Raw genomic sequence first — 12,642 nt, forward strand, 5'->3', positions numbered from 1 at the left:
TGACTGTCCGTCAGATGGTGTGCACTGTCAAGGCGGATGGCCACTGGCCTGGCCCAGCCCCGCCTGGCCCGGCCGGAGTCGGCAGGCCCGGCCGGAGTTGACGGACCCGCCCCCGACACCCGCGGCCGTACGCACAAACACCTGCGCGGCGATGCCGAAGCACCGCCGCGCAGACGTGTCACACCCCATGAAGCACACCCGGTCGGAGACCGGGGCCGCTGCCGGAGCGGCGGCCCCTCAGCTCACCACCACAGCGGGGTGAAGTTGACGGACGTGTTGTCGTTCCCCTGATTGATGGCCGTGAACGCGGAGCCGTTGACCTGCGCGGTGTTGCTCTGGTTCGAGGCACCGGAGCCCACCGCGTTCTGCTGCGTGGTGGACGAGTTGCCGTTGTTGGTGCCACCGACACCGCTGCCGACGATGCTCGCGACACCCGCGTTCGATCCGTCGTCCGCGAAGCCACCGTTGTCCGCCGTTGCGACGCCGGTGAAGAGCGCGGCGGCGAGCGGAAGGGCGGAGACGGCGGCGATGACGCGGGCGGTACGGATGCTTGCCATGTTCTTCCTCCAGAACCCGGCTTCATAGCCGGAAGTACGTCAAGTAAGGCTGTTTCCCAGGCAGTTGGCCGACCGCCTCGGAGTCGATCACGACGTCGCGAGATCAGAGTTGCCCACCGAATCCCCGGCGAACCAGCCCGGAAGCGACCATTCCCCCTGAAGCGTGAGGACAAGTCGATAAACCCCTTTCACGACCTTGAGCATCAGGTCAGGGTGATGCGGGCAGACCATCCCCAAGCGCCGCAAGAGGTGAAGCGTTCCGGCGCTTTTCCGGCCAACCCGCCCCGCTCGGCGAGTCGCTCTGGAATACGCTTCCCTTTCTCGAACAGGTGTACGAAAATAGAGTCATGGCCACCACAGACCGGCAGGCCACGACGCTGGCCCTCGCCCACGCCCTGTCAGCCGCCGAACGCGGCCTGGCCGTCATCCCCCTGTCCCGCACGAAGCTCCCGGCCCTGCGCTCCCCGCACCGCGACGACCCCGAGGCCCCGCCCTGCCACGGCGAGTGCGGCCGCTTCGGCCACGGGGTCTACGACGCCGCCACCGACCCCAACCGCATCCGCGAACTGTTCGCCGCGGCACCGTGGGCGACGGGATACGGCATCGCCTGCGGCCTCCCGCCCCACCACCTGATCGGCATCGACCTCGACACGAAATCGGACACGGACTCCTCTGCGGCCCTGCGCGAGCTGGCCCTGCGCCATCTGTTCACGATCCCCGCCACGGTCGTCGTCCTGACCCCCAGCGGCGGCCGTCACCTCTGGCTGAGCGGCCCGCCCGACGTCGTCGTCCCCAACTCGGCCGGCCGCCTGGCCCCCGGCATCGACATCCGAGGTGCCGGCGGCTACCTCGTCGGCCCCGGCTCCCGCACCGACCACGGCGTGTACGCGACGGCTCCCGGTACGGCCCATCTGGCCCCCGCCGCCTGCCCGCCCGCCCTGCTCCGCCTCCTGCTGCCCCCGCCCCGCACCCACCACCCCACACCCCCGTCGGCCGGCGACCACGGTCAGGGCCTGGTCCAGTTCGTCCTCGCCGCGCACGAGGGACAGCGCAACACCCGCCTGTTCTGGGCGGCCTGCCGTGCCTACGAGAACGGCATCGGCCCCGCCCTCGTCGACCCCCTGGTCGACGCGGCCCTCAACACCGGCCTGACCGAACGCGAGGCCCGCGCGACGATCGCGTCGGCGGCACGGATGACGGGGCACCGGCCTTAAGCCATGTACGAAGCGGCGTCGGCCATGAAATTCACGGGAGCTCGATGCACCACCGACCTAGAGTGCCGACCATGACACTGGCCCGCCTCGTCCTGACCTCCGGCCGCAGCATCGACCTCTCCGAGCTGTGGCTCTCCTCGACGTACGGCGGAATGCTGGAGGGCTATCCCTGCAAGCCGGTCAACGAGATGAAGATCAAAGGCCTGTTGCAATCGGCGGAGCGGGGGTTCCCGAGGACGCCGGTCCACCTGGTCCCGCCCGCGCGGGAGTACCCGGACCAGTACGCGGGTGCGTTCGGCCCGGTGGAGGTGCTCCCGTCGGTGGCGTGCGTGGGCCGCTTCCGCTCCGACGCCATGAATCCGGCCCACGATCCGGTGCTGTACCGGTCAGACCTCACGGTCATCTGGTTCCAGCCCACGACGCAGGTGCCATCGGGCTGCGACGCGGAGGCGGGGCTGCGGGAGGTGGCGTGGGACGAACTGGCCCAGGACTACGAGCTGTAGCCGAACCGGTGTGCGGCTACTCGCCGGAGGGGACGGCCCGGAAGCGCTCGGCGACGACCAGGGTGTCGTCGTCGACGACGAACTCCGGGTCCTTGAGGAGCTGCCGCAGCTGATCGCTGTTCCAGAACTTCTCATGCCCGGCCCGCCATTGGGCGACGGACGCGTCCCCCTCACCCTCGTCCAGCGCATGCTGCAGATCCACCTCACCGAGCGGCAGCACCCGTACGTCCGTGATCTCCACGACGGCGATCCGCCGCTCCGCGGAATCGAGCAACGCAAACCGCTCCCCGACCTGCGGCAGCGCCTCGCCCTCGGCCTCGTACTCCCTCATCAGCCCCGTCGTCGACGTCTTCGCGCCGGAGAGGACGGCCGCCACGAGCCTGTCGCGCAGAGGGCCGGGGAAGGCAAGTTCGAACGGCGGCAGGTCGTCCATGGCAACGGGCATGGGGCGAGCGTACGTGACCGCCCTCGCGACCGGAGCGGGATGAAGACGGTCCGGGACGCGACTGCGGAAGGGGTGCAGCCGACTCGGCTGCACCCCTTCTGGATCGGCTCTACGCCATCCCTGGCGGAAGCGGTGGGATTTGAACCCACGGTGACATCGCTGCCACGACGGTTTTCAAGACCGTTCCCTTAGGCCGCTCGGGCACGCTTCCCCGCGCCGCAGGTGACCTGCGGCGCGGGGACCAGAGTAACCGGTGGGCACGCGCGCGCGTGGGTCAGCTGTCGCCCTCCCGGGAAGCCAGGGTGAGATCCACGGTGTTGGTCTTGCCGTCGCGTTCGTAGGTGATCTTGACCTTGTCGCCGGGCTGGTGGGTCCAGATCTCGCCGATGAGGGTGGGGCCGGAGTCGATGACCCGGTCGTCGAGCTTGGTGATGACGTCGCCGGGCTTGAGGCCCGCCTTGGCCGCCGGGCCGCCGGCCTCGACCGCGTCGGAGCCGCTGGCGCCCTGCTCGGTGATCTTCGCGCCGCCCGTGGAGTCCTCCAGGGAGACCGAGGCGCCGATCTTGGCGTACACCGGCTTGCCGGTCTTGATCAGCTGCTGGGCCACGTACTTGGCCTGGTTGATCGGGATGGCGAAGCCGAGGCCGATCGAACCGGACTGGCTGGTGCCGCCCAGGCCGCCGTTGCTGCTGGACTGGATCGCGGAGTTGATGCCGATCACATTGCCCTGGGCGTCCAGGAGAGGGCCGCCCGAGTTGCCCGGGTTGATCGAGGCGTCCGTCTGCAGGGCGCTCATGTAGGACGCGTTCGAACCGCTGCCGTCGCTCGACGCGACCGGGCGGTTCTTCGCGCTGATGATGCCCGTCGTGACCGTGTTGGAGAGGCCGAAGGGCGCGCCGATGGCGATCGTCGAGTCGCCCACCGCCACCTTGTCCGAGTTGCCCAGCGTCAACGGCTTCAAGTCGTTCGGCGCGTTCTTGAGCTTGATCACCGCCACGTCGTAGCCCTGCGCGTGGCCCACGACCTCGGCGTCGTACTTCTTGCCGCTCGGGAAGGTCGCGGTCAGCTTGCCGCCGTCCACCGCGTCCGCCACCACGTGGTTGTTGGTGACGATGTGACCCTCGGTGTCGAAGACGAAGCCGGTGCCGGTGCCGCCCTCGCCGCTGCTGGACTCGGCCTGGATGGTGACCGTGCTCGGCAGCGCCGTGGCGGCCACACCCGCGACCGTGCCGGCGTCGCGCTTGACGGAGCCGCCGCTGTCGGAGGCGGAGACGGTGGTCGACGAGGTGTTGTCGTCGTTCTTGGCCAGGGTGTAGCCGAGGCCGCCGCCCAGGCCGCCCGCGACCAGCGCCGCGATCAGGACCGCCGCCATCAGGCCGCCGCGGCCCCGGCCGGACTTCGGCGCGGGCTGCTGGTAGGAGGCGCCCCAGACATCGGCACCCGCACCGCCCGAGCCGCTGTCCGCGTACGCCGGGGTGGCCGGGGGCGGGGGCGGCCAGGAGCCGTCCGGTGCCTGGCCCGGGGCAGCGCCGCCCTGTGGACCGCCCGCGCTCGCCGAGGCGTACGCCGGTGCCTGGCCCGCGTGGACCAGTTCCTGCTCCGGTGCGCCGGGGGCGTGCGGCGGCGTCGTGGGGAGCGGGGTCGTCGGGGCGCCGCTGTCGGGCGCGGTCGCCTGCGGGGAGGCTGCGGGGGAATCCACCGGCACGGGAGGTGCGGACGGGGCCGGGGGTACCGCAGTGCCCTCGTTCTCGGTGCTCACAGCTTTTCTCCTCGATCCACGGCTGTTGTCCTAAGGTCGCACTCGGTCACGCTCGTTCACGCTTGCCGACGGTCCGGCGCGATGCAGCTGTGCATGTGCTTTTGTATGCCGTCAGCTTTTCCCACAGGCCGTCAGAGCACCATAAGCGGTGGCTGTGGGTCCGCGACTTTCCTTTATATGGGACCTGTCCGGCGAACCGGACGCATCTCGGCGCCCTCCTCGTGCGACGCGTACCCCGGTGCGATGGCACCATGACGCGGTGACCCACGCACGGCAGCAAAGCATTCAGGTCGTCGCCCACCGTGGAGCCTCCGAAGAGGCCCCGGAGCACACTCTGGCCGCGTACAAGAAGGCGATCGAGGACGGTGCCGACGCCCTCGAGTGCGATGTGCGCCTGACCGCCGACGGCCATCTCGTCTGCGTCCACGACCGACGCGTCAACCGTACGTCCAACGGGCGCGGGGCGGTCTCCGCGCTGGAGCTGGCCGACCTGGCCGCCCTGGACTTCGGCTCCTGGCGGAACCGGGACGAGGAGCCCGACTGGGAGCACCGCCCGGAGGACCGTGAGGACACCTCCGTACTGACGCTGGAGCGGCTCCTCGAGCTGGTCGCGGACTCGGGGCGGCGGGTGGAGCTGGCCATCGAGACCAAGCACCCCACCCGCTGGGCCGGGCAGGTGGAGGAGCGGCTGCTCGTCCTGCTGAAACGGTTCGGGCTGGACGCGCCCGCCTCGGCCGCCGACTCCCCGGTGCGGATCATGAGCTTCTCGGCCCGCTCGCTGCATCGCGTGCGCGCCGCCTCGTCGGCGCTGCCCACGGTCTATCTGATGCAGTTCGTCTCGCCCCGGCTGAGGGACGGTCGACTTCCGGCGGGCGTCCGCGTCGCGGGGCCCTCGATGCGGATCGTGCGCAATCACCCGGCGTACATCGAGCGGCTGAAACGAGCCGGTCACCAGGTGCACGTATGGACGGTGAACGAGCCCGAGGACGTGGATCTCTGCGTCGAGCTCGGCATCGACGCGATCATCACCAACCGACCGCGCGCAGTCCTGCGCCAGCTGGGCAGATAACCAAAACGCCGACAACTGGTAAAGACCTGTGACGACATCTTGACCAGGCACCCCGGACACCCGCATTCTCCCAACCCGGCCATAGCGTCGAAATCCAGCCAAGCGATTACAGGGTGTGCTCCGGCGCGTTCGGACCGTATTCGATCGTTACGAATGCGTCAGCAGACCTTGATTGGCCGGTTTCCGGTACAGGCCAATGGGGCATCCACACCGTGGCGTGGGGCAAAGGAGGTCTCGGGGGTGGCGTTGGTGGTGGCACAGGAGGTGCCCGCGTCGTCGAGCATGGCCGTACCCCATGGCCCTGCGGGCGTGGGGAAAGCAAGACACCGGATGCGTTCTCAGCTACGCACGGGTGGCGTGTCGGAAGCGGTCATCGACGACGCCGTACTGATTCTTTCCGAACTCTTGAGCAATGCGTGCAAGCACGGCCGGCCACTGGGCGACGCCCTGGCCGGGGACGGCGATGTCCGCGCCGCCTGGCGGGTGGACACCGGTGGCAGACTCACGGTCGAGGTGACGGACGGCGGCGGGCCCACCCGCCCTGCTCCGGCCACGCCCTCGGTCACCGCACACGGCGGCCGCGGGCTGAACATCATCACCGCACTGTCCGACGACTGGGGTGTCAGGGACGACGCCCGCGGCGAGGTCACGGTGTGGGTCGTCGTCCACGACGACGTGCACGATCCGGACGCCTGTCACCGCCGCGACGACTTCGCCACGCGCATCACGGCTCCCTCGGTGTCGACGATCGCCGATCTGGAGTTCGCGGACGCGTTCACCGACCTGGACTAGACGCTCCGCCGGGAGGGACGCGATGGTCCGCCCTTGTCTGCGCTCCGTCGCGGCCGGTCGCGCGGTTCCCCGCGCCCCTGCGGGGCGCTACCGAACCGCCGGGGTTGTCCACAGGCTCCCGTCGGTCACCCCATGAACGGCTAGGCTCCCGCCGTACGAGACCAGCCGTAACCGGGAGACCTCACGATGGCCAAGAAGCGACCCCAGACGAAGGCCAAGCGCCCGCAGATCGCCGATGGGGAGGTCCCGGTCGTCGGTGCCCGCGAGCCCTGCCCCTGCGGCAGCGGCCGCCGCTACAAGGCCTGTCACGGCCGAGCCGCCGCGCACGCGGTGACCGAGCTGGTGCAGCGCCCGTTCGAGGGGCTGCCGGGCGAGGGCGACTGGGTGGCACTGCGCGAGCTGGTGCCGGCCGCCACGGTCGAGCTGACGCTGAAGGGCGGCCTCCCCGAGGGCGTCCCGTCGGTCTCGCTGGCCACGGTGCTGCCGATGGCCTGGCCGGCGCTGCGCCGCGAAGACGGCTCGGTGCTGCTGGGCCTGCAGAACGACACGGCGTCGGGCGACATCAGCCGCGACCTCGCCGACACCCTCCAGCGTGCCCTCACCGCCGACCCGGGCACCCCGGTCCAGGGCCGCCGCGCCCCCGCCGACGGCCCGCGACTGCAGGATCTGCTCGACCCCGAAGGCACGTTCGAGCCAGTCGTGCACACGGGCTTCGAGTTCTGGGTGCCGGACGCGGACAACTCCACCCCGGAGGTGGCCGCCTCCCTGGAGCGTGCCAACGCCGCGGCCATCCCGACCGCCAAGCTCCAGGGCGTGGACGCCGCCTACTGGTGCGAGACGCCGGACAAGAACCACCTGCGCTGGGTCATGCCCTATCCCGAGGAGCAGCTTCTGGACGCGCTCGCGCGGCTGCACGCGGCGGGCCGGGCCGGACTCGGCGAGGGCACCCGGCTCGTGGGTTCCTTCCGCGCGCACGGGCTCACCGTGCCGGTCTGGGACCTGCCGAGCGGGGTCACCGCGGAGGATGTGGAGAAGCCGGCGGCCGAGTTCGCCGAGCGGCTCACCGGCGCGCTGGCCTCGGACGCTCCGCTCACCGCGGACGAGCGTCGCGCGCGTGGTGGGCTGACCAACCGACAGGTCACCCTCAGCTGACACACAGGTTCGAAACCCGGGAGCTGCTGACTGGTCGGTCAGCAGCTCTCGGGTTTGCGGGGTGCCGGGATCCACTCACAACTCCCTTCGGGAGCAAGTGAGCCGGTGTCCGGAAAGCCGATGAATAAGCGAGATCGAATTTGCGAACAGCCGATCTCTTGTTACCGTTCCAGTAGCCCGGTTGCTGGTGCATCCCCCGTCGCCAGCAACCGGGTCTTTCTTTGCGCCGTTCCGTTTACGCAACGCTGCCGGGCGTCAACTGCCCGTGTACGCCCCGGAGTTGCTTCCGGAACGCAGCAGGAGCGGCCCCTGACCGCCCCGTCCCGCGAACTCCGCGACCGCCGTGTACGCGGCCGGTTCGCCCTGGGTGCGCCCCCTGGGCGTCTCGCAGGTTCCCGGCTCGTCGCCCGCGCCCACGGCGCAGTGCATCTGCACGGTGCGGCCGCCGGGGCCCATGAGGCTGAGGACGGATTCCAGCGCGCCGCCGGTGACGTTGCGGTAGTAGGTGCGCGCCCAGGTCTCCTCGCCCTGTGTCAGGACACAGGTCTGCGCCTCGATGCCCTCGGGGGAGGTGAGTTCGGGTCCGCAGCGGGCGGCGGTGGCCAGGCCCAGGCCCAGGAGCCACGGCGAGCTGGTGGGGGCGGCGACCTTGTGATCCTCGTGCGCGCCATCAGGTGCGGCGCCTTCTTCGCGTACGGCGGCCTCATCGCGTACAGCCGCGCGACGCTCCTCACCCACCTGTCCCGCGGACGCCACGGCCAGCGGCAGCGCGACCGCGCACACCACGACGCCCGTCAGGGCAAGCAGACGAAGGTTCATGAAAGGGACGATAACGAGCGCGCGCGGGCGGCTGGTTCCGCGCGCGCCCGACACCCTTACAACTCGGGCGCGCTCACACCCGTACGAGTGAGGGCGTCCACCACCGCGTCCACCACGGCCTCGACATCGGGCACCCACGGGGAGGCCGAGCCGGGCAGCGGAGCACGCTCCCAGTGGATGGCACCCCGGCCCGTCTCGGACGGGGGCAGCGCGACATAGCCACCCTCGCCGTGGAAGCGCAGGGACCCGGGGACGAAGTCCTTGGCGTACAGCAGTTCGCCCAACTGCTCCATGGAGTACGGCTTGACGAGAATCGCCCAGCGAGTGGGCGAGGCGACCACCGGTCCGAGGCGCATGCCCTGGCGGTCGAGGGCGGCCAGCGCACGGGAGCCCGCGAGGGCCGGCAGGGACACCGCGCAGGGTGCCGTGCCGCCGGTGGCGAGGACGATCGGCGCCGCGGGCCTGTTGGTCCACCACCAGCGCACCATGCGCTCGTCGGTGGTGGCCGCGAGGAGCCCGGGGTCGAAGGGATGCGCGCCGGGGACCGTGCACTCTGGGTCGGGGCAGCTGCAGCGGGCCCGACCCTGCGGGTCCGGTGCCGCTCCCGGGAGTACGGGCCACTGCCATTCCGTCGCGAAGGTCAGGGCCGCGCTGATCAACTCAGGCCCCCCGTCGTTCCGCTTGGACAGGAGCCTGCGTGCCTTTCCGAGGATCTCGCGCATGAGCGCTCGTTCCTTTCCGTTGCACCGCTGGCAACACCGTGGGCCACATCACACCATGTGTCGATCACTGCACTGTGCGTACCTGTTGGCGCATCACACCCCTGTCCGAGACAAGGGGAACCCCTATGGGTCGAGCGTTGGCTGCGTCCGCGGCAGCCTGACCCACACTGCGTCTATCAAAAGCATGGGCGTGGCGTGGGGGTGGCGAAGTCTGGCGTTTTGCCGTCCCGCGTGTTTCTTCTCGCCTCCGCCACGGAGGATGGGGCACGGTCGTCGGTGGTTAAGACGCCCGGGTCCGTCACCAGGTTCCGGGTGGATGTCAACCACCCCTGGCCTTCTCCGAGTACGTACCCATCACGACCGCTGTGACGCTCAGTGGAGCAAGGCCAGTCGACCGCAATAGCCCGTTACCCGAGTCAGTTTTAAGCCAACTTTGCTTTCCGCAAGAGGTACACCGGCGACCCACGGACACCAGGAATCCCGGCAGGACAATGCTGGACATCCCCTCACGAGTGCGTGTACATGTGGAGACACTGCTAGCGGCGCAGAATGACATGGGGGTTTGCGATGCTTTTGAGCAATACGCACCGGTCGGAAAGCCGGACGCCATGAACGCCCCTCACCCTCCGAAAGTGGCCGGAATCGATTCAACGGTTCCCTCGCCCGCACACACTGTCGCGCCCGCGCCCGCCGTCCCGGGCACCTCTCCGGTCCCGCCACCGAACGCCCCGAACGCCGCGAGTGCCCTGCTCCAGGACCGGCTCGCAGGCTGGGTCTCCGACCTCACGACCCTGCACGAACTCACGGAACGTCTGGCCCGCACGGACTCACTGCAGGAAGCCCTGACGGAACTCCTGCGCGCCGGAGCCGCCCTCGTGGGCGCCCGGCGCGGTCTCGTCGTACTGGAACCGGGCGACGGACTCGGCCCCGACACCACGATCGGCCTGGGCCTGGCCCGGGCCGATCTCGGTCACATCGAGACCGTGCCGCGCAGTGCGATGTCGTACGGCAAGATCCTCGACGGACTGCCGGGCGCCGACGGCGAGATCGCCGAGCCGGACCTCTTCGCCGAGGACGGCCTCGACCCCCGGCACCGCGAGGTGGCCGCCCGCCTCGGCTACGCGGCGTGCTACGCGCTGCCGCTCGCCTCCGACGCCGCGGGCCGCCTCGGCGCCGCCGTGTGGCTGTACGACGAGCCCGCCGAACCGGCCGAGCGCCGGCGCCACCTCGTCGGCCTGTACGCGCGCCACGCGACCGAGTACCTGGCGCGCCTGCTCGAGGTCGAGCGCACGCGCGCGTGCATGGCGACGATGGCGGAGGAGCTGCTGCCGTCCCGGCTCCCCCGCGTCGCCGGTGTGCGGCTCGCCGCCCGGCACCGCACCGGCCCTCACGGCGGCGGCGACTGGTACGACGCGCTGCCGCTGCCCGACGCCGCGCTCGGTCTCGCGGTGGGCTCGGTCACCGGATCCGGCCCGAGCGCGATCGCCGCGATGGGCCGGCTCAGAGCCAGCCTGAGGGCGTACGCCGTGATGGAGGGCGAGGACCCCGTCGCCGTCCTGTCCGACCTGGAGCTGCTGCTGCGGCTCACCGAACCGGCCCGCTCCGCGACCGCCCTGTTCGCCTACTGCGAGCCCGCGCTGCGCAAGATCACGCTGGCCGGTGCCGGGCACTGCCCGCCGCTGCTGGTCGGGGAGCGGCGCACGGAGTTCGTGGAGACGTCCGTGTCGGCGCCGCTCGGGATGCTCGCCTGCTGGGAGGCGCCCAGCGTGGAGCTGCAGGCCGAGCCGGGAGAGACGGTTCTGCTGTACACCGACGGGCTGTTGCACCGTACCGGCGACCCCACCGACCGTGCCTTCGCGCGGCTGCACTCGGCGGCGGCCGGGGTGCCGAAGGCGCTGCGGCACGACCCGGACGCGATCGCCGACCACGTCCTGCGCACCGTCCTGCCGGACGGGCTCGACGCGGCGGACTCCGAGGAGGACGTCGTCCTGCTCGCCGCGCACTTCGAGTAGTGCCCGGGGTAGCTCTCGGTAACAGGTCCAACGGCCCTGGGCCCCCTTCCGTACGACCGTACGATGGAGGGGGTCCAGTGCCGTATCTAGGAGGATGACCGTGGCCGACGAGCTCAACCCGGAGACCCCGGAAGAGACCGAAGAGCCGATCAAACAGCGGAAGAACGGGCTGTACCCGGGCGTGTCCGACGAGCTGGCCGACAGCATGAAGTCCGGTTGGGCCGACACCGAGCTGCACGACCTGCGGCCGATCCCCCAGGCCGCCGAGACCGCGGCCCGCCGTGCCGCGCTGTCCGCACGCTTCCCGGGCGAGCGTCTGGTGATCCCGGCAGGCAACCTGAAGACGCGCTCGAACGACACGGAGTACCCCTTCCGGGCCTCCGTCGAGTACGCGTACCTCACCGGCAATCAGACCGAGGACGGCGTGCTCGTCCTGGAGCCGGCCTCCGAGGGGCACAAGGCGACGATCTACCTGCTGCCGCGTTCCGACCGCGAGAACGGCGAGTTCTGGCTGTCCGGGCAGGGCGAGCTGTGGGTCGGCCGCCGGCACTCCCTGGCGGAGTCCGAGGCGCTGTACGGCATCGCCGCCTCCGATGTGCGCGAGCTGGCGGACGCGCTGCGCGAGGCGACCGGTCCGGTGCGGGTCGTACGCGGGTTCGACGCAGGCATCGAAGCCGCGCTGACCGACAAGGTCACCGCCGAGCGCGACGAGGAGCTGCGGGTCTTCCTCTCCGAGGCACGGCTGGTCAAGGACGAGTTCGAGATCGGCGAGCTGCAGAAGGCGGTCGATTCGACCGTGCGCGGCTTCGAGGATGTCGTCCGCGTGCTCGACAAGGCCGAGGCGACCTCCGAGCGGTACATCGAGGGCACGTTCTTCCTCCGCGCGCGGGTCGAGAGCAACGACGTCGGCTACGGCTCCATCTGCGCCGCCGGTCCGCACGCCTGCACACTGCACTGGGTGCGCAACGACGGGCCCGTGCGCTCCGGGGACCTGCTCCTCCTGGACGCCGGTGTCGAGACGCACACGCTGTACACCGCCGACGTCACGCGCACCCTGCCGATCAACGGCACGTACACCGAGATCCAGAAGAAGGTCTACGACGCCGTCTACGAGGCCCAGGAAGCCGGTATCGCGGCGGTGCAGCCCGGTGGCAAGTACCGCGACTTCCACGACGCCGCGCAGCACGTGCTGGCCGAGAAGCTCGTCGAGTGGGGTCTGGTCGAGGGCCCCGTCGAGCGGGTGCTGGAGCTCGGGCTGCAGCGGCGGTGGACGCTGCACGGGACCGGGCACATGCTCGGCATGGACGTCCATGACTGTGCCGCGGCGCGGACCGAGACGTATGTCGAGGGCACACTGGAGCCGGGGATGGTGCTGACGGTCGAGCCCGGTCTGTACTTCCAGGCCGACGATCTGACGGTGCCGGAGGAATACCGGGGTATCGGCGTTCGGATCGAGGACGACATCCTCGTGACGGAGGACGGGAACCGGAATCTGTCGGCGGGGCTTCCTCGACGGTCGGATGAGGTCGAGTCCTGGATGGCTTCGCTCAAGGGCTGACGTTTGGATTGATGGCCGGGTACCAGTGGGGTGCCCGGCC

General features: G+C 70.4%; 12 protein-coding genes and 1 tRNA gene. 7 read left to right on the forward strand and 6 right to left on the reverse strand.

Annotated elements, in window-relative coordinates; genetic code table 11:
* Window positions 1-242: 242 nt before the first annotated feature.
* The gene (locus OHU89_RS24765) at window positions 243-557 is read right to left on the reverse strand and encodes a hypothetical protein (RefSeq protein ID WP_046256415.1); all 315 of its coding nucleotides are present in this window, start codon (window positions 555-557) and stop codon (window positions 243-245) included.
* Between the two features lie 347 nt (window positions 558-904).
* Between OHU89_RS24765 and OHU89_RS24770 the strand changes: the two genes are divergently transcribed.
* Together OHU89_RS24770 and OHU89_RS24775 are read left to right on the forward strand one after the other, a co-directional pair.
* Window positions 905-1,771: a bifunctional DNA primase/polymerase gene (locus tag OHU89_RS24770; RefSeq protein WP_267015454.1), complete on the forward strand. Its 867-nt coding sequence runs from the start codon at window positions 905-907 to the stop codon at window positions 1,769-1,771.
* Window positions 1,772-1,842: 71 nt separating this feature from the next.
* Window positions 1,843-2,274: a hypothetical protein gene (locus tag OHU89_RS24775; RefSeq protein WP_405645920.1), complete on the forward strand. Its 432-nt coding sequence runs from the start codon at window positions 1,843-1,845 to the stop codon at window positions 2,272-2,274.
* A 16-nt stretch (window positions 2,275-2,290) separates the two neighbouring features.
* Here OHU89_RS24775 and OHU89_RS24780 read toward each other — a convergent pair whose 3' ends face one another.
* From OHU89_RS24780 to OHU89_RS24790, 3 genes are all read right to left on the reverse strand, one after another.
* Complete coding sequence (locus OHU89_RS24780; RefSeq protein WP_405645922.1) at window positions 2,291-2,719, reverse strand: ASCH domain-containing protein; 429 nt, start codon at window positions 2,717-2,719, stop codon at window positions 2,291-2,293.
* Between the two features lie 121 nt (window positions 2,720-2,840).
* A tRNA-Ser gene (locus OHU89_RS24785) sits at window positions 2,841-2,930 on the reverse strand.
* Between the two features lie 63 nt (window positions 2,931-2,993).
* Window positions 2,994-4,478, reverse strand: a complete 1,485-nt coding sequence (locus tag OHU89_RS24790; RefSeq protein WP_405645924.1) for a S1C family serine protease — start codon at window positions 4,476-4,478, stop codon at window positions 2,994-2,996.
* 259 nt (window positions 4,479-4,737) lie between these two features.
* Between OHU89_RS24790 and OHU89_RS24795 the strand changes: the two genes are divergently transcribed.
* From OHU89_RS24795 to OHU89_RS24805, 3 genes are all read left to right on the forward strand, one after another.
* Window positions 4,738-5,547 (forward strand): glycerophosphodiester phosphodiesterase, encoded by an 810-nt coding sequence (locus OHU89_RS24795; protein WP_266890231.1) that lies wholly within the window; start codon window positions 4,738-4,740, stop codon window positions 5,545-5,547.
* Between the two features lie 153 nt (window positions 5,548-5,700).
* On the forward strand, window positions 5,701-6,339 hold the full coding sequence (locus tag OHU89_RS24800; RefSeq protein WP_405645926.1) for an ATP-binding protein: 639 nt from the start codon (window positions 5,701-5,703) through the stop codon (window positions 6,337-6,339).
* Between the two features lie 186 nt (window positions 6,340-6,525).
* Window positions 6,526-7,491 carry a DUF5926 family protein gene (locus tag OHU89_RS24805; RefSeq protein ID WP_266890227.1) on the forward strand — a complete coding sequence of 322 codons (966 nt, stop codon included), beginning with the start codon at window positions 6,526-6,528 and terminating at the stop codon, window positions 7,489-7,491.
* Window positions 7,492-7,746: 255 nt separating this feature from the next.
* On the opposite strand, the gene OHU89_RS24810 is transcribed toward OHU89_RS24805, so the two are convergent.
* Entirely contained in the window at window positions 7,747-8,310 is a 564-nt protein-coding gene (locus OHU89_RS24810) for a hypothetical protein (protein WP_405645928.1), read from the reverse strand.
* Between the two features lie 56 nt (window positions 8,311-8,366).
* On the reverse strand, window positions 8,367-9,032 hold the full coding sequence (locus OHU89_RS24815; protein WP_365394743.1) for a bifunctional DNA primase/polymerase: 666 nt from the start codon (window positions 9,030-9,032) through the stop codon (window positions 8,367-8,369).
* Window positions 9,033-9,523: 491 nt separating this feature from the next.
* On the opposite strand from OHU89_RS24815, the gene OHU89_RS24820 reads away from it, so the two are divergent.
* Window positions 9,524-11,044, forward strand: coding sequence for a PP2C family protein-serine/threonine phosphatase (locus tag OHU89_RS24820; RefSeq protein ID WP_405645930.1), 1,521 nt, complete (start codon window positions 9,524-9,526; stop codon window positions 11,042-11,044).
* 94 nt (window positions 11,045-11,138) lie between these two features.
* Window positions 11,139-12,602, forward strand: a complete 1,464-nt coding sequence (locus tag OHU89_RS24825; protein WP_405645932.1) for an aminopeptidase P family protein — start codon at window positions 11,139-11,141, stop codon at window positions 12,600-12,602.
* The last annotated feature ends 40 nt before the right edge of the window (window positions 12,603-12,642 follow it).

This window comes from Streptomyces sp. NBC_00019 (assembly GCF_045041015.1).
In the GTDB taxonomy this organism is placed as follows: domain Bacteria; phylum Actinomycetota; class Actinomycetes; order Streptomycetales; family Streptomycetaceae; genus Streptomyces.